Annotated in this window: 15 protein-coding genes and 1 tRNA gene; 5 read left to right on the top strand and 11 right to left on the bottom strand. The window is 48.9% G+C overall.

The genetic code is table 11. The features are described from left to right. Positions 1 to 5 precede the first annotated feature (5 nt). The 9 genes from argS to GWK74_00275 are packed head-to-tail and all read right to left on the bottom strand — an operon-like array spanning position 6 to position 10,530. The gene (argS, locus tag GWK74_00315) at positions 6 to 1,637 is read right to left on the bottom strand and encodes an arginine--tRNA ligase (protein QHU89980.1); all 1,632 of its coding nucleotides are present in this window, start codon (positions 1,635 to 1,637) and stop codon (positions 6 to 8) included. 30 nt (positions 1,638 to 1,667) lie between these two features. Further along, positions 1,668 to 1,823, bottom strand: a complete 156-nt coding sequence (locus GWK74_00310; GenBank protein QHU89979.1) for a hypothetical protein — start codon at positions 1,821 to 1,823, stop codon at positions 1,668 to 1,670. 53 nt (positions 1,824 to 1,876) lie between these two features. Beyond that, positions 1,877 to 3,478, bottom strand: coding sequence for a CTP synthase (locus tag GWK74_00305; protein ID QHU89978.1), 1,602 nt, complete (start codon positions 3,476 to 3,478; stop codon positions 1,877 to 1,879). A 49-nt stretch (positions 3,479 to 3,527) separates the two neighbouring features. Further along, positions 3,528 to 3,929, bottom strand: coding sequence for a hypothetical protein (locus GWK74_00300; GenBank protein ID QHU89977.1), 402 nt, complete (start codon positions 3,927 to 3,929; stop codon positions 3,528 to 3,530). Beyond that, positions 3,898 to 6,402: a hypothetical protein gene (locus GWK74_00295; protein QHU89976.1), complete on the bottom strand. Its 2,505-nt coding sequence runs from the start codon at positions 6,400 to 6,402 to the stop codon at positions 3,898 to 3,900. The genes GWK74_00300 and GWK74_00295 overlap by 32 nt, the downstream gene beginning before the upstream one ends. 60 nt (positions 6,403 to 6,462) lie before the next feature. Continuing rightward, the gene (locus GWK74_00290; protein ID QHU89975.1) at positions 6,463 to 6,636 is read right to left on the bottom strand and encodes a hypothetical protein; all 174 of its coding nucleotides are present in this window, start codon (positions 6,634 to 6,636) and stop codon (positions 6,463 to 6,465) included. A gap of 58 nt (positions 6,637 to 6,694) precedes the next feature. After that, positions 6,695 to 7,093, bottom strand: coding sequence for a hypothetical protein (locus tag GWK74_00285; GenBank protein ID QHU89974.1), 399 nt, complete (start codon positions 7,091 to 7,093; stop codon positions 6,695 to 6,697). Between the two features lie 18 nt (positions 7,094 to 7,111). Continuing rightward, positions 7,112 to 8,113 (bottom strand): ribonucleotide-diphosphate reductase subunit beta, encoded by a 1,002-nt coding sequence (locus GWK74_00280; GenBank protein QHU89973.1) that lies wholly within the window; start codon positions 8,111 to 8,113, stop codon positions 7,112 to 7,114. Between the two features lie 11 nt (positions 8,114 to 8,124). Continuing rightward, entirely contained in the window at positions 8,125 to 10,530 is a 2,406-nt protein-coding gene (locus tag GWK74_00275; protein ID QHU89972.1) for a ribonucleoside-diphosphate reductase subunit alpha, read from the bottom strand. A gap of 198 nt (positions 10,531 to 10,728) precedes the next feature. Here GWK74_00275 and GWK74_00270 point away from each other — a divergent pair, with 198 nt between their 5' ends. Both GWK74_00270 and GWK74_00265 read left to right on the top strand, forming a co-directional pair. Next, positions 10,729 to 10,920, top strand: coding sequence for a hypothetical protein (locus GWK74_00270; protein ID QHU89971.1), 192 nt, complete (start codon positions 10,729 to 10,731; stop codon positions 10,918 to 10,920). A gap of 2 nt (positions 10,921 to 10,922) precedes the next feature. Further along, positions 10,923 to 11,846, top strand: coding sequence for a hypothetical protein (locus GWK74_00265; GenBank protein ID QHU89970.1), 924 nt, complete (start codon positions 10,923 to 10,925; stop codon positions 11,844 to 11,846). 104 nt (positions 11,847 to 11,950) lie between these two features. Here GWK74_00265 and GWK74_00260 read toward each other — a convergent pair. Continuing rightward, positions 11,951 to 12,042: transfer RNA gene (locus GWK74_00260), tRNA-Ser, on the bottom strand. Positions 12,043 to 12,117: 75 nt separating this feature from the next. Between GWK74_00260 and GWK74_00255 the strand changes: the two genes are divergently transcribed. Continuing rightward, positions 12,118 to 13,281, top strand: a complete 1,164-nt coding sequence (locus tag GWK74_00255) for an ATP-binding cassette domain-containing protein (GenBank protein QHU90832.1) — start codon at positions 12,118 to 12,120, stop codon at positions 13,279 to 13,281. Continuing rightward, positions 13,278 to 14,495: an FtsX-like permease family protein gene (locus GWK74_00250; GenBank protein ID QHU89969.1), complete on the top strand. Its 1,218-nt coding sequence runs from the start codon at positions 13,278 to 13,280 to the stop codon at positions 14,493 to 14,495. The genes GWK74_00255 and GWK74_00250 overlap by 4 nt, the downstream gene beginning before the upstream one ends. 95 nt (positions 14,496 to 14,590) lie before the next feature. On the opposite strand, the gene GWK74_00245 is transcribed toward GWK74_00250, so the two are convergent. Next, positions 14,591 to 15,628 carry a hypothetical protein gene (locus tag GWK74_00245; protein ID QHU89968.1) on the bottom strand — a complete coding sequence of 346 codons (1,038 nt, stop codon included), beginning with the start codon at positions 15,626 to 15,628 and terminating at the stop codon, positions 14,591 to 14,593. A 77-nt stretch (positions 15,629 to 15,705) separates the two neighbouring features. Between GWK74_00245 and GWK74_00240 the strand changes: the two genes are divergently transcribed. Further along, positions 15,706 to 16,176, top strand: coding sequence for a hypothetical protein (locus GWK74_00240; GenBank protein ID QHU89967.1), 471 nt, complete (start codon positions 15,706 to 15,708; stop codon positions 16,174 to 16,176). The last annotated feature ends 40 nt before the right edge of the window (positions 16,177 to 16,216 follow it).

Genomic DNA, 16,216 nt, shown 5'->3' with positions numbered 1-16,216 from the left:
ATATTTTACAACTTATCAGGGGCGACGATACCAAGAATGGTGAGTCCCGCCTTCAAGATATCAGCATACACCGCCACAATACCGACGCGGTGCGCTTCTTTGTCGCTGCCGACAACTTGATTCTTCTCATAATAACGGTTGAACTCCTGCGCCAATTCAAACAAATAGGTGCAGATATGATGCGGCTCCAGTTGCTCAACTGCCCGCTCAACAACTTCCGTATATCCAGTCATTTTCCGGATAAGCGCTCGATCCTCACCTTCAATCACCCTTGGAAAGGCAACGGACTCTGAAGATTTAGCGAGAATACCGCAAGCGCGAGCGTGGGAGTATTGCAGATAGCTACCCGTATTGCCAGTCAGACTGACCGCATCATTAACGTCAAAGACCACATCGCTACCAATTTTGACCTTCAAAAATTGATAGCGCAGCGCACCCGCCACCACCTCGTCGGTCGGCTCGCCGCCAGCTTGGGTGATAGCTTTCTTGAACTCGTTAAACAACCAATCGATGGTAATCACTTCGCCAGTGCGCGAGCTCATCTTGCCAGTCGTTAGTTTGACGAGGCCAGTCGCATAATTAAACAATTTACCTTTCAATTCTGGAATTGCCAGTTCACTAGCGGCGATCACGCCGCGGAAATACGCCGCCTGCTCTTCGCCGTTAACCGTAACTGACAAATCTAAGTTCGGATAATCTTGATATTTCAGCTGAATCAGCCCCATATCGTGTGCGCCGTACAAACCGTTGCCGTGCGAGCCGATGAACACATTATCAAACGCACCATATTGACTACCTTTGAAGATATACGCACCGTCTGATTCGGTAAAGACCTCTGGGGTTTTTTCTTTGATCAAGGCCTTGCCTGGCACTTCGGTTTCACTCTCGACGTAGCGCCGCTCAATCGGCACATTGCCCAGCCGCGCCACATTGGCGTCAATTTCATCAAAACTCCAGGCTTTACAAATCTCATACACCTGCTTATACAGCGGATCGTCCAGCACAAACGATTGCTTGGCTAGCTCATCAATTTCCGCTCGTGCCTCTGGCGATTCCTTGGCTGCCCGTGCGCCTTCAACGTACATGCGGCTCATAAACTCATTGCGTTTATCGGCTGGAATAGCCTCTAATCTACCGACATCGCCATCAATCTCGCGAAGAATCGCCCACATACTCTTGCCGACATGCGTGCCGACATCACCGTGATAACTCACCCGGTGTACTGAGGCACCATCCACCGCCAGCAAATTCGCCATAGTGTCCGCCAAAATCGCATTCAGCGCGTGGCCAATGTGCATAGCCTTAAATGGATTCGGACAATTGGTTTCAATGACCACTGTTTGTCCTGCACGATTAGTCGCTGGCCGCACTTTCAACGACTCCAGCACCGCTTGGTCACTTAACGTCATGTTGATGAAACCCGGCCCAGCCACGCTAACCTCGCTAAATTCCTGACGGCCGCGTAGCTCTTCAGCGATTGCCTCAGCAATCTCGCGCGGATTCTTACCTAAGGGTTTCGCTAATTGCAGCGCCACATTCGTCGCAAAATCACCAAACTTCGGGTCGGGACGCGTCAACTGCACCGATACATCTCGATCAAAAAGTTGCTTCACCGCCTGAGAAATAATCTGTTCCATACCTTCCAGTATAACAGACGGCGAACGGTTTTAGTCCTGGCTCAGTTCTTCCAGCTGCAGCAGCGTCACCGAGCTCGGACTCGAACCCTTGACGTGACGCAAAACATACCCAAGCGCCGAGGCATCGTCATGACTCAGTGTCGTCCCATCAAGCGGATCCTGCATTTCAATTGTTTCTTCAGCCATTTTTGTTCCTTTTTATTTTAGGTACTATCTGGCCGTATGTTAGCATAAGTTTTTTACTTTGTCAAGCTAGCTCGAATCAACCCATCAAATAGCGGATGCGGGCGGAACGGGCGCGACTTAAATTCAGGATGAGCTTGCGTAGCCACGAAATACCGATGATGCGGTGCTTCGACAAATTCCACCAACTGGCCGTTCGGCGACGTGCCAGAAATCACCAGACCGCCCCGCTCAATCGCTTGAACAAAATCTTGATTCACTTCGTAGCGATGGCGATGCCGCTCAATTACCTCTGTTGTACCATACATTTTAGCCGCAAGCGAACCAGATTTCAGCACCGCTGGATAATCACCGAGGCGCATCGTGCCGCCGGTCAACTGCTTGCCCTGCTGGCCGTCCATGATGTACACCACATTCGCGCCAGGCTCAGCACCGAACTCTTCACTGTTAGCATTCGCCACGCCGCCCAAACGCGCTGCCGCAATGACCGCCGCCTGCAAACCCAGGCAAATTCCTAGATACGGCTTGTTGTTTTTTATACAATATTCAGCCGCCTTGATCTTGCCCTCCACGCCGCGCGTACCAAAACCGCCCGGCACCACGATAGCGTCAACGCTGGCAAAATCAGCTTCACTGGCTGTCTCAGCGTTAATCCACTTGATAGAAATCTCGCTTTTGTTCGCCCAAGCGGCAGACTTTAGCGCCTCGGTTACCGACAAGTAAGTATCAGAATTATCAATGTATTTAGCCACCAAGCCAACGGTTACCCGCTTGTCATACTCAGTTTTATCACGCTTTGCCAAACGTTTCCATCGCTGCAAATTCGGCTCCACTGAATTGTCGGTAAATTCGCCCAATAACTTACCCAAATCACGGTACACCGTCAATGGCACTTCATACACGGTGTCAACATTTGGCATCATAATAATTCCCTCGCGGCGCACGCCAGACGAAATAGCAATTTTTTCGCCGATACTGCGCGGCGGCTTGTCATGACCCTCAGTCCGCACCGCCACCACGTCCGGCATAATACCAAAACCGCGAAGATCCGCCAGTGCATTCTGAGCCGGCTTGGTCTTGTACTCGTGCGACGCCTCCAAAAACGGCACGTACACCACGTGCACGAACAGGCAATTGTCTCGTCCCACATCCAGCGCAAAACCGCGAATCGCCTCGATAAAACTCAGGCCTTCGTAGTCGCCAACTGTGCCGCCAATTTCCACAATATGAACGTCGCCCTCGGCCGCCTCGCGGATAGCCGCCTTGATAGAGTTAGTCAAATGCGGCACCATCTGTACCGTCTGGCCGCCAAATTTGCCGGCCCGCTCATCGGCGATCAAATCACGCAGCAGCCGGCCCGACAGCGTGGTGTTTTTTCGCGTCAATTCCAAATCTAAAAATCGCTCGTAGTGGCCCAAATCCAAATCAGTCTCGGCACCGTCCTTGGTCACAAAGCACTCGCCGTGTTCTTTCGGGTTCAATAGTCCAGCATCAACATTCAGATACGGATCACACTTTTGTGCCGACACGGCGATGCCTTTGGCCTGCAGCACTGCGCCGATACTTGCCGCCGTGATACCCTTGCCAACGCCTGACAGCACACCGCCGGTTACGAAAATAAATTTTTGTTTTTTCCTCACAGTTTTATTCGCCTCCATGAGGCCCTATTGTAACACTTTTTGGTATAAAGCAGAAGATATTTAGCCATCACCGCTGCTGGCGCCGCCGCCACATATCAGCTTTTTCTTCCGGAGTTAAATGCGGAAAATCTGGCTTATTTGGATTCGCCGAATAGCCGGCCAGTTCAGCTTCATGGGGTGTACAGAAAAATTCAATAGAATTCAACAGAGATTTACTCCCGATAAAAGGGCCGCTGACGGTATAATAATCAACCTTTGTGGTAACGTAAAAAGACTGTCCTACGTACGGTCGCCTTCCGCACTGAACCCATTTCGTGTACAACTGAACATTGTTTGCGCCGAAAGGAGAAGCATCCACGAGCAAGATGATAAACAGAAGTATACCAAATCCTAAGCATATCTTTTTCTTGTGCTTAGCTAGGTTTTTGAATAGTTGTTTATCTTTTTCTGAGATAATTTTGAAATGCATATAACAATCCCCCGATTACCATTATTATCAACACTATGATTGAGCCATAGAAATATACTGCGCCCCGATAACCGCCCTTCGTGATGACCGCAGCCCGTGACCTTGTCTCAAGCCCGTCTCTGGAGCTATCCTTGTTTGTCTTACTTTGGACTGCGCCACTGTCGGTTTGTCGCTCAACTGTAACAAAATCATAGTATGTAACTCTCTTTCCATCAGGAAGCATCCCCACAAGCACCAGTGTATGTCTTCCCGGCTGCACTCCATTAGGCAAATTCATTGTCATGTCCAACTGACCACTCGCACTAACCATATGAGCGCCTAGGTCGGTAGGCGTGGAATAAAGCGTCGCGCGTACGGTACTGTGCGGCATGAGTTGATCGTCCACTGAAGATATGCGCAACTTCTCGCCTAACTTTACACGTACAGGCGAAGCATTATTGATACGCCGCGTTATCGGTGCCGCCTGATAAAAACTTCCTTCCTTGGCAGCATTAACCACGTCTCCCCCAAAAGCTTTTTTCACACCTCCGACCTTTTCAGATATTTGTCTGGCAATTCTTAGATGTCCATTTGGATTCGGGTGATAGAGATTTTGCTTTTGCTCATTAAGACGCGATAAAGAAATATTGTGAAGACCCGTCATATACTTATCACCACCACATAACCGACCACCAGATAGAGCATTTGTAATATCAACAAAGGGCACTCCGCTATCTGTCGCCGCCCTCCAAAGTACTTCGTTCATTTCTTTCGTCATATCAAATATGGCTGCTCGTTCACGCTGGTTAAGAAGACCGCCATTAAGAAAACAGTTCTGCTCCCCTTTTTCAATAAACTGCGGGTATCCAACAACGTAAATCTTACTCCCCGGTGAAGCCTCCTTTAACTTTTTAACCAATAGCTTCGTGACACCATACTGATTATGAATGCTGTCTTTCAGTAGTTGCTTCACACGATCATCCGCCGCGTATGAGCAGGTATCCGTATCATTACACGTCGCTAGTATATCGCCAAAGCCCACATCATTACCGCCACCAGTCAACGTGATAACTTTGGGTTTGTATTCTCTAACAAACTCTATCTGCGGTATATAGCCTGGCAGGAAGTTACTTTTTGCATTTTTAATAATTTCATCTCTATTTCCCTCACTAAACTTATTCTTTGTAACGGTATTCTGCCCAGAATAATACTTTAACCGAAAAATATAGTCGTGTATTACCCTTGCGCCGCTACATGCTATCGTATTAAATTTACCATCCGGAACGTTCCAAGCCTTAGCGAGCAGAAATGGATATGAGCGACTGCTGAGATGACAGTCCTCCTTACCTCCAGTTTCGCGAATATAATGACTTGACACCCCATTCTGAATATCCCCCTCCCCGCTCGAATACGAATCACCCATTGCGAGATAGTCGAGCCGAGAGGCTTGAGGTTCATCCTTGGCTATAGATATCGTCACCACTTCATTGATCGCCTGACCACGTAACGCCCGATGTTGATACGTTAACTCTGTAAAATCATCATTCGCAGATATTCGCTCATGCGATGCCTCAATATTTTTCCATTGATCACCATAAAACTTCGGGTATATCATCCTCGTCGGACACGGGTCGCGAAATTCATCCTTCATTTTTTCACGATCAACGAGGCACTCAGGCGTAATCCGCCATACTTTAAATATCGCCGTGCCGCCGATAACCACCTGCGTTCCGTCATTTGACACCGCCACACTCGGCTGTGGCTCTACGTTGTGCGTGTGATCGTAATATCCTCTGCCGAATACCTTTCGCTCGCCCGTCTCTAGATCAATGCGCGAGAATATATCATAGGCATTAACGTGTCTTGCGTTACCAGAATAGACGAGATACCGCCCATTATTAGAAATTCCCCAACTGATGGCGTACATAGGTTTTCCTTTATAGTCAAGCGAAAATGCTGGATTCGACATGTCAAAGTCAAATGATTTTTTACTGCCACTCATCATGAAGCGCTTGGTGAAATTATTATACTTCTTTAGATGAGAGATTTCATCATAATCAAACGCATGTCCACGATGCATACCGATGACCGTATCCGTCCCCTTGAACCAATGAACTGCACTGAGATTATTCACCTTATAAAAGAGACCGCCATTTGAGGCATACACATCATACAATCCATTTGCCTGCCCAAACCGCCAACCGTTAAACTCATTCAGACAAAGTGTCAGCTCCATGGTCGGATTTTTATCCTCATACGTTTTTGCTACCGTCACCGTTTCCAACTTACAATGGCCGCGGACATTAGCATTTGGATCAACCGCCGAATCAAGCGGCCGCACATGCCTTACCACCGGATCACTATCCATCCAATTAGCCCCAGCAGCAGAAGCCGTCACCTGATGCAATAAAAACGACACTCCAACGAGTGCCGTCATAGCTACCAAGCCGATAGTTTGCAAATTACCGTGTCGCTTTTTGATTGTTAACCCCATACGCCCCCTTACGTTGTCTTAAGTATAACACATCAACAACAAAGTATATTTTTGATCGCTTTATTCGCAGCCATCGCAAATCGTCAGACTTGCCGGATCAATGGGCGCAGCAACACTACTATTCGCCTTGGCCTGCTCGTCAGCTACCGCCTGCGCTGCCTGCATCGCCGCATCAATAGCACTCAGCTTTTCTTCCAGAGACATGTCATCAGTAATAATTTGGGCTGCATTCATTCTTATTTTCCCCTATATTTAGTATAGCCTTATGGCTATTGTACGCTAGTGATAGCGCTTACGCAATAAAATGCAGCCGATTTTCCGTTGTGGTTTTTTCATCAAGCTGGCCAATCGGCATAGCGTAAAACCGCGGCGTAGCGACTTGGGGCATAAAGCCTCCGAGCTTCTTGGCGTACGCTTTCCAAGCAGCCGCCAGCTCTGTTTCCTCAACAATCTCCCGGACAGTTGTCGTCAAAAATACTGCGTTTTTCTGCTCATCCCAAACCACAAACTCTGCCTTACCGGTACGAAAGGCGTTGTGCGCGTGACGTGATGTTGGATCTGACACCCAAATGATCATGTCATCCAGCCGCGCAAAATGCAGCGCCGTTACCAGCGGCGTGCGGTCACGATTGACCGTCGCAAGCGCCCCCACCTCTACCGTATCTAAAATCTTTATTGCTAATTTGTTCATCGTAACTCCTCGCTGGTCCTATTTCGTGGTATTCACTTCATAGCTTGTATTTGTGCTTTCAAAGAAATTAACCAACTCCAAAGTGTCATTTGCCGTAGCCATCCATTTGGCTGGGTTGGCTACGTTGTACTCCGGCTCAAATCCAAGTTCAACCAAGCGGCGGTCAGTCATATGCATAACGTATTGATTAACATAATCAGCGTTCAAGCCAAGGATTCCCTTTGGCAACATGTCCTTGTTGTATTCTTTCTCCAACTCAACCGCCTGCAAGATGAGGTTGCGAATTTCCTCAGCAAACTCCTGGGTTTGCAGTTCTGGGTTTTCGTCCAAAATAGTCAGTAGTAAATTGATCCCAAAGGTCAGGTGTAAGTTCTCATCCTTAGTGATCCAGTCTAGCAGTGTGCCGACATTACGCAGCAAGTTGCGCTGACGGAAGCTCATACCAACCATAAAGCCCGAGTAGAACCAAATACCTTCCAGTACGATGTTATACGCCACCAGTGAGCGAACAAAGTTTTTCTTACCCTCCAAGGTATAGATGTCGAGATTTGGATCAAGCATGACATCCAGGTGCTTGTTCTGGAAGTTCGCCTTGTCAGCCAGCGATTTTTTGCCAAAGCCCGCCGCGTAAATCTCCTCGCGGTCAAACGGAAAGGTCTCGATGATGTATTCAAAGGTCATGAAGTGGTTGGCTTCTTCCCACATCTGTTTCGACAGATATAGCTGCGCTTCAGCAGCATTAACATATGGGTAAATGCCAAAGGCTAACGACTTGTTGATCAATAGCTCGTTCGGGTTGAGATAGCTGATGACAGTTTTGAGCGCGTGCTTTTCTTCGTCACTGAGTTTTTCAAAATCTATCAAGTCCTGTGCTAACTGAACTTCGTTAGGAAACCAAGTGTTGGCCACTGCTTGGTTATATAAATCGTATGCCCATGGGTAACGAATTGGGTGCAAGCTGAGCCCATCGCGCAGCCCCGAGCCTAAAATTCCACCTTTTGGATGTGTATAGTCTGACATGATAACCCCCTTTATTTATTAATTTTTGCAAAGCCAAAGCCACGCGCCTTGCCTGCACCTGTTCTAATCTTTTGCTCAGCAATTTTTTCCACTGAAACCGTGGTCTGTTCTGATTGATGACGTGGTTTAACGTGTAGATAGTAGGTCGTTTTCAGACCACGCCGCCAGGCTTCAGAATAAATCTCTACATATTCATCGATATCGCGCGTTTCCAGATACATGTTGCGGCTAATCGCCTGGTCGACCCATTTTTGAGCTCGTGCTGCTACCTCGATAAAAGCATAAGGACTGAGCTGGAAGCTAGTTTTGTAGACATCTTTTAGCTTCTGTGGGATAGCGTCGATGTGTTGAATATCACCTTGGTTGGCAAAGACTTCTTCCTTGATGTCATCCCACAAGTTCAGCGCCTTGAGGTCACGCACCAGGTTGTTGTTCACCTCCAAAAACTTACCGTTCAACGTCGAGCGACTAAAGATTTGCGCAAACTGCGGGTCGATACCCGGCGTGGTACCGGCAATGTGACCGATGTTAGCCGTTGGCGCAATAGCCATCAGTGTCGCATTGCGCATACCCTTCTTGACTTTCACCCGAAGCGAATCCCAATCGAGGCTCGATTTGTGATCAATTTTCACCTTTACCTTGCGGTCAGTAGACAGCGTCTCCAGGGTGTCAATCGGCAAAATACCCTTACTCCAACCACTACCCTTGTAGGTAGGATAGCTGCCCAGCTCCTGTGCCAAGTCTGCTGATTGGTCGATGGCGTGATAGCTGATGAATTCAGTCAATGTATCGATCAAGTTATATGACTCCTTAGACTCATAGCAGTAGCCAAGCTTTTCGAGCACATCAGTAAAGCCCATTATCCCCAAACCAATTGCCCGCGTTTGGTTGTTTGAGTGCATGGCTTCCGGAATCGGCGTCTGGGTGATATCCACCAAGTTATCCAGTTGGCGCACTGCTGCTCGCGACGCTTCTTTGAGTCGATCCCAATCCCATGTTTTATCTTCATTCAAAAAGGCTGACAAATTGATACTCACCAGGTTACAGGTAGCAATGTTGTCTTTGTCCTGCGGCAAGGTAATTTCCGTACAGAGGTTAGACAGATGAATCGTACCCGTATTATTGTTTAAGGCCCGAACGTTAATGGTGTCTTTCCAGGTGAGCCATGGGTGACTGGTAGCCTGTAAGCTGGTCAAAATCTGTTTAAATTGCTGGCGAGCTGATGTCTTTTCAAAGACGCGCATTTTACCAGCCTCGGCTAGTTTAATGTACTCTTTGTAGCGCGCGGAGAATTCTTCACCGTACAGTTCTGGTAGATCTGGCGTATCTGCCGGGTCAAACAAGTACCAATCTTGGTCTTTTTGCACCCGCTTCATAAATTCATCAGAGATAAACACCGCGGTGTTAGCAAAACGCGTTCGCATGTACGGGTCACCGGAGTTAGAGCGTAGGTCGATAAACTCCCTAAAATCAATATGCCAGTTTTCCATATATACTGCTGCTGCACCCATCTTTTTACCCTTACGGGAGACGGCAAATAGCGCCGTATCGATCATCTTGATAAATGGAATTGGTCCAGTACTCACCGTATTGGTTGTCTTGACTGGACTGCCTGATGCCCGCAATTTAGTAAAGCCGATACCGATACCACCAGTACCTTTGGCGATCCACATCGTGTCACGCACCGCCTTAGCAATTGATTCCATATCATCATCAACGTTCAGCAAGAAACAGTTACTGAGTTGCGGGAATGAACCACCGGCATTGACGCGGGTTGAACCACCTGGCACATACTCCAGGCTACTCATGTGATTGTAAAAATCGATTGCTGCAGCCGTCGGATCTTTTTCATTGTAGCTCAGTCCCATAGCAATACGCATGTGAGTAAACTGTGGTGGTTCAATTGGCTCACTACCGTGCTTACGCAGGGCATAGCGGTTACGATTGGTGATGACACCGAGGTACTTACTGAGGTCGTCTTTAGCAGGATCAAGTGCTTCACCAAGCTTTTTCAAATCAAACCTACCGTCAGTCATCCGCTGGTCCAGTAGTCCAACCTTTACTGCATCCTTCACGAACTGAGGAAATTTCTTTGCGTGCAGTTTCTTTAGTTCATCAGCAGTTTCATAATCATCTAGGGTGTTCTTATAAATATTTTTTAACAACAGCCGTGCCGCGATCTTGTCATAATCTGGATCGTCTTTAACATTCTGTAGTGTCGTCTGGATGACAGCCTGGTCCAGCTGCTCGGTCGTAATCCCGTCAAATAGCGTCAGCTGCAGCTCGGTCGCCACCTGCACCACCTTAGAAACCTGATCTGGCAGCCCGTCGCAGGCCTTCAAAATCGCCGCATTAATTTTATTGGCATCAAACGGCTCTTTTGTACCATCGTGCTTGACCACGTTAATTTGTTGCATGTACCCTCCTTAATTTGCCCTGCTAAAAATCAGCCGCCAGTGCCCCATCTGGTGGCTCATTTGGATAATTTGCCTTTTTGTTTATTTATGGGTTCGCTACATATATAGCGTACAACACTAACTATAGCCGCTACATATAGTGTTTTTCAAGACATTTGGTAAATTTTACAACCTATTTTTGCTATAATCAGATACGGTATGAAATTTGCCTCAATGCGCGACATTGTTTATTTTCTGGACGAGCTCATCGCCCATCCGCCCGAAAAGCACGATCGGCTGGCGTATGTAGCGCATATTCTGGAAATTCTTGGTAGTCCGCAAAGCAAATTCCCGCCATCCACATCGCTGGCTCTATATTGTCGCCAACTCATTATCTATAATATAATGTAAACATGTCCAAAGTGGCAGATATCAATAAAGAATATTTCGGCGAAGATAAAAAGAAAACCTATATAAAAGACGATTTTACTAATGTGCTTCATTCTGCCATTCAGCGCGAAGTATTTCTTAATATCCTCAATGAAGTTTCAAAAGCACAACATACCGAAGAAGAGCATGAAAACGGCAGCGTATCATTTGGCTATTTTGATCCAGACAATGCGGGTCTCTTAATAAGCATATTTGAAACCTATGAAAAAGGATTCATGCTGGACGTTCGCCAGCTATTAACGCCAAAAGAAACTGGTGCTGGCGGAAAATTTATAAAAGATATCCAAGCGCTAAAGGTGGAAGATTTTATAGATTTCTATAAAAATAGCAAACCCGACAGCATCCGCATACCGCCCATATTACTGGATGACCGGATAAACACCCGCGCTAAAAATAAATCTATAAAGGACGTAGACTTTATAGATAACAACCCTATAAAAATCGAGCGAGCAGTTAATTATCTAGTAGAAAAAGCTCGAACATTTCAGAGCGAAGGATACTACAATAAAATAGTTGACGAGTATCAGGCACTAGAGTTTCACAAGGACCGTCAACCAGAAAAATATGATGTCTACGAAGAATCCTTAGATCTTCCTTATGCCATTATAAAAAAGACCACAAGAAATCGTAAATCCAAGGTCGAGACCAGTATTATATCTGATTGTTTAAATGAGTTTGCAGAAATCGTAATAGCTTACCGGAATCTGATAACCAACAATACGAGTTTCCTTAGCCCAAATTGGCCGTTGGATGTCTATATCGAAAGAACTTTTGCTTTATTTTATAAAGAAATTCCCAACGACGTTAAGAAAAAAGTTGTCCAAGACATCGCTAAATATCTTCAGGTGTCTATAGAAATTGTTGGCTGGAATTATAAAAATGACTAAGATAATCAAAAAGCTAGCTTCTTATCTTTTTAACAACATCAGATAACAATATTTACCGCACGAACAAAATATTAGATACATTCAAACACACTAGGGATTCCCTCTGGCGGAAGGACGGGGATTCGAACCCCGGAGGCCCCGTGAAGAGCCTACACACTTTCCAGGCGTGCCAGTTCAACCACTCCTGCATCCTTCCGTGATGCATATTATAACAGAAAGTCCGCTAGCGGTTGCAACCGGAGCGGCTTTTTGTCTATAATAAAAGGCAATGATGAACGATCCTTCAACGCGAATTAAACTTACTAATGTAACCAAACGATTTGGCTTTGGTGACGCCGAGCAGGTGGCGCTGGACAATGTCAATCTCGAGGTCAAAAAGGGCGAGTTTATCGCCATCGTTGGCCCGTCTGGATGCGGCAAGACGACCCTGCTCAACATCCTCGGGCTGCTCGACCACCCGTCAGAGGGCGAATATTACCTTGATAATAAACCGGTCGAGGATCTGACGGCGACCCATCACGCCACGATTCGTTCTCGCGATATTGGCTTTATTTTTCAACATTTCAATCTCATCCCGCGCCTGACAGTGATCGATAATGTTGCCCTGCCGCTCACCTACAAAGGCATCAGCAAGACCAAGCGCCTCCAAGAAGCCAGCCGAATTTTGCGTAATTTCCATCTGGGCGAGCGCGAGTATTATCTACCGCATCAGCTATCCGGCGGCCAGGTTCAGCGTGTGGCGATCGCCCGAGCACTGGTCAATAGCCCATCAATTATCCTAGCTGACGAGCCGACCGGCAACCTCGACTCCAAGTCCAGTCACATCATCATGGAGGAGCTGTCCGACATTCACCGCCGAGGCAACACAATTATTATGGTGACGCACAATCCAGAGCTGCTGTCCTATGCCAGCCGCGTGATTTCTATGCTCGATGGGCGTATTGATACCGATACGCACCACATCAAGAAGATCTTTAAGCAAAAGCTGGGCGGCGATGACCAACCAGCAACCCCAGTGAGTTCAACGCCGACGCACACAGTAGCCGCCAAAGACACAAAAGACGAGTCAGAGGAAAAGGGCGAGAAAGTAGAGAAAGCCGAGCCAACCAAAACCACTCCTGAAAAACCAACGACCGAGAAGGCAGCCCCATCTGCTACTCCCAACAAGCCAGCTGATCCAGTGAAATCGCCGGATGATCTCCCACCAAAGCGGCCGCTTGGCGCTGCTTCAGCCAAAGCAACCACAAAGACTGTTAAAGCTGACAGCGATCATAGTAAAAAATCAATAGATTCTGACGCCGCAAAAACCGCTGCTCCGTCGACCGAAAAGAAACCCGCCCCTAAGTCCGATAAAGCCGACGACGCAAAAACCGATGCCGCCAAATCAACCAAGAAACCAGTCAAAAAAGAACGGAAAGCTACGAAAAAGTCATGAAAATGCTCCTCAATAATCACTTCGAGAACGCGACTGAATCGCTCAAGTCAAATAAAGTCCGCACCTACCTATCGATTTTTGGCATCATGGTCGGCATCGCCAGCATTACTATTATCTTGTCGCTGCTGACCGGCACGAGCCGCCTATTTGGTGATCAATCCGCCAAGATCTCTGACACCACCGCACTAATCCGGTCTGGCAGCGAGGCGCGGCCGGATTCATTGCTGTCACTCAGCTCCGGACACGCCGCCCAGATGGTGAACACCCTGACCGAGCAGGACGCCCGGGAAATTGCCAAGGCGACCAACAACAGCGCCGCACCGCTGGCAACGTTTCGCACTAACGTATCGACACCGGACGGTAAGACGAAGCTAGAGCACATCACTGTTACCGGTAGCTCAGGCGAACTGGCAAAGCTCGCCGGCCTCAAGTTACGCGAGGGACAATTCATCGACGAAGCCAACGGCGTCGTGATTGGTAAGCAGCTATCAATTGACCTATTCGGCACTGAAAAATCCCTCGGCAGCGTCCTCAAGCTCCGCGGCGAGACACTGACAGTCGTTGGCGTGCTCGACGAGCCGGAAACTGCGCCTAGTTACCTCGGTGTTGATTTTAATCGCTCCATCATCCTGCCGCTGGCCGTCAGCAAAAAATTCACCCAAAACACCGCCCAGATCCAGCAAATCCTCATCACCGCCGACAATGGTGCGGCGCTGCAAACTAAAATTGATGCCGCCAAAAAAGTCCTTGCCCAGCAGCATCAGGGCGATACCGACTACCACACCTTGGTCGGCCAAGCCATCACCGCACCGAATTCACACCTAGTGAACGCGCTCTCAACCGCCATGGCGGTCATCGCCGGTATCTCGCTACTGGTTGGCGGTATCGGCATCACCAACATCATGCTGGTTTCGGTCGCCGAACGCCAGCGCGAAGTCGGTATCCGCAAAGCCGTTGGCGCCACCAACCGCACCATCGTCGCCCAATTCCTCATCGAATCAGCCATCATCGGCCTATTTGGCGGTATTCTTGGCTACGTTATCGGCCTCGGCGCGTCGTTCCTCCTCGGCATGTACCTACCATTCACCCCAGTTCTCGAATGGCAAGCAGCCGCTCTGACTATCGGCGGAGCGCTGATCATCGGTATGCTCTTTGGCATCTATCCAGCCAGCCGCGCTGCCGGCAAAGACCCGATCGAGAGTCTGCGCCACTGATTCACACAAATCCGCCACGACCCTCAATGGGCTCTAAAATAAAAGCGACGCCCCACTCCCCGGGCGCCGCTTTTTATTCTCCGGCTCAAATGAGCCTACGACAATTCTCTCTTTAGCTGCTCCACCAGCGCCACTGGCTCTGGATTAACACCGTTGAGAATGCCCGCATAGATACTGACAATTTCACCCAGCGCCAGCCCCCACAGCAGCTGCTCGAGCAGCGTCTTGCCCTGTAGCTCGACTACTTCGGCCTTCGGGCGCATACCCGACAGCAACCGGTCGGTCAGCTCCATCCGCTCCCGAATTCGCGGACGCTCAAGGCTGCTCCGAAAATCCACGACCTTATATGGTTTATCGACCGGATGTGATGACCAGCCGATGAATTCATTGTGGCTGAACTCCGGATATTGATTCCAAAACGCCACGTTTTTCGCTGACTCGTTGAAGCTAATCTTCCACTTATACGCCAGCGGCCACGTCAGCTCGCCCGCATAAAACACTTGGGTCGAACCAACGAGCTTAAGCGCCAGTTGCTTGGCATAATTATCCGCCGTCGGTACATCCTCGGCCCACTGGCTCAGCTGATCTTTCAGCCACACACCACTGGCTGCAACCGCGTGGTACAGGCTATCGTCAATCACCTCAAACTGGCTGAGCAGCTTTAGCAGCCCGCGCAAATGATACATCGTTGACATCCGCGGCTGGCCACCCGACGGAACGCGCACCCGCGGCAGATTATCGGCCTCGGCCGCCATAAACAATTTCCCGCCCGTCGCCATCACCGCCAACTGGCAGCCATGCTCACGAGCCTGCTGGTAACAGCTCATTGTCTCCTCGGTGTTGCCCGAGTGGCTGATAGCAACAACCAGTGTTTTTTCATTCACAAAATGTGGCAGCTGGTAGCCTTTCACTACCTCAAGCGGCACCGTGACCCGATCCGCCGTCAGCACCTTGACCATATCCGCCGCCAGCGCCGAGCCGCCCATACCCGCCAGCACCACATTCGCCACCTCACTAGGGGTCGCCGGTGACTCCACTTCAGCTGCAAAGTCCGTCTGCATCGTTACCGCCACCGCACTCGTTCGTGTACTGCCCGGATCGCGCTGCGCTAAAAGATTTTTATCGTCAAGCATCTTGAAATTCCTCCTTTTCCTGTGTTACAGTATAACATAGGAAGCAAGCGTAACCGTAATGTGAAAAGAGGTGGGGTATGACAATTCAAGACAGCGGACAAGTCAACAGCGATCAAGATCTAGCCAACGTGCTAGCGAGCGTCTCTGGCGGCAATGATGACAATCTACGATTTGAAGAAACCGGCGCCCAGGACGCCAACACGACCAGTCGCCCGACCAAGCCACAGACCGGCGTCGCACCCGGGTCGGCCGCACCAGCACCACGGCCAACCACCGACAACACTAGTCGGCCATATACCACGCCGACCGATATGTCACTTGATGATATCAAGCAAAATGCTCTAAATGAGCTTCGACCACTGGTCAACAAGCTCAACGTCTCGCCCGAGGAAAAGTTCGACACCTACCTCCTATTGCTGCGCTCAACTGACGACACCTCGCTAATCGCCCCAGCACACGAAGCGGCCGTCGCCATCCCCGACGAGACCCGCAAAGCCCAGGCGCTGCTCGATATTATCAAGGAAATTGATTTCTTGTCGCAGAGCTGAGACTGCAGACTCAAACATAAACAGAGCGCAGGCCCAAGGT

This window comes from Candidatus Saccharibacteria bacterium oral taxon 488, from assembly GCA_010202115.1.
GTDB lineage: Bacteria > Patescibacteriota > Saccharimonadia > Saccharimonadales > Saccharimonadaceae > Nanosynbacter.
This window is presented reverse-complemented; position numbering and strand designations above follow the sequence as displayed.

Bases quoted from the DNA above. Each gene is read 5' to 3' on its own strand.
- GWK74_00275 (QHU89972.1), bottom strand. From the start codon at position 10,530: ATGCAACAAATTAACGTGGTCAAGCACGATGGTACAAAAGAGCCGTTT.
- GWK74_00285 (QHU89974.1), bottom strand. From the start codon at position 7,093: ATGAACAAATTAGCAATAAAGATTTTAGATACGGTAGAGGTGGGGGCG.
- GWK74_00310 (QHU89979.1), bottom strand. From the start codon at position 1,823: ATGGCTGAAGAAACAATTGAAATGCAGGATCCGCTTGATGGGACGACA.
- GWK74_00245 (QHU89968.1), bottom strand. From the start codon at position 15,628: ATGCTTGACGATAAAAATCTTTTAGCGCAGCGCGATCCGGGCAGTACA.
- GWK74_00300 (QHU89977.1), bottom strand. From the start codon at position 3,929: ATGCATTTCAAAATTATCTCAGAAAAAGATAAACAACTATTCAAAAAC.
- GWK74_00255 (QHU90832.1), top strand. From the start codon at position 12,118: ATGAACGATCCTTCAACGCGAATTAAACTTACTAATGTAACCAAACGA.
- GWK74_00270 (QHU89971.1), top strand. From the start codon at position 10,729: ATGAAATTTGCCTCAATGCGCGACATTGTTTATTTTCTGGACGAGCTC.
- GWK74_00290 (QHU89975.1), bottom strand. From the start codon at position 6,636: ATGAATGCAGCCCAAATTATTACTGATGACATGTCTCTGGAAGAAAAG.
- GWK74_00305 (QHU89978.1), bottom strand. From the start codon at position 3,478: ATGGAGGCGAATAAAACTGTGAGGAAAAAACAAAAATTTATTTTCGTA.
- GWK74_00295 (QHU89976.1), bottom strand. From the start codon at position 6,402: ATGGGGTTAACAATCAAAAAGCGACACGGTAATTTGCAAACTATCGGC.
- argS (QHU89980.1), bottom strand. From the start codon at position 1,637: ATGGAACAGATTATTTCTCAGGCGGTGAAGCAACTTTTTGATCGAGAT.
- GWK74_00280 (QHU89973.1), bottom strand. From the start codon at position 8,113: ATGTCAGACTATACACATCCAAAAGGTGGAATTTTAGGCTCGGGGCTG.
- GWK74_00265 (QHU89970.1), top strand. From the start codon at position 10,923: ATGTCCAAAGTGGCAGATATCAATAAAGAATATTTCGGCGAAGATAAA.
- GWK74_00240 (QHU89967.1), top strand. From the start codon at position 15,706: ATGACAATTCAAGACAGCGGACAAGTCAACAGCGATCAAGATCTAGCC.
- GWK74_00250 (QHU89969.1), top strand. From the start codon at position 13,278: ATGAAAATGCTCCTCAATAATCACTTCGAGAACGCGACTGAATCGCTC.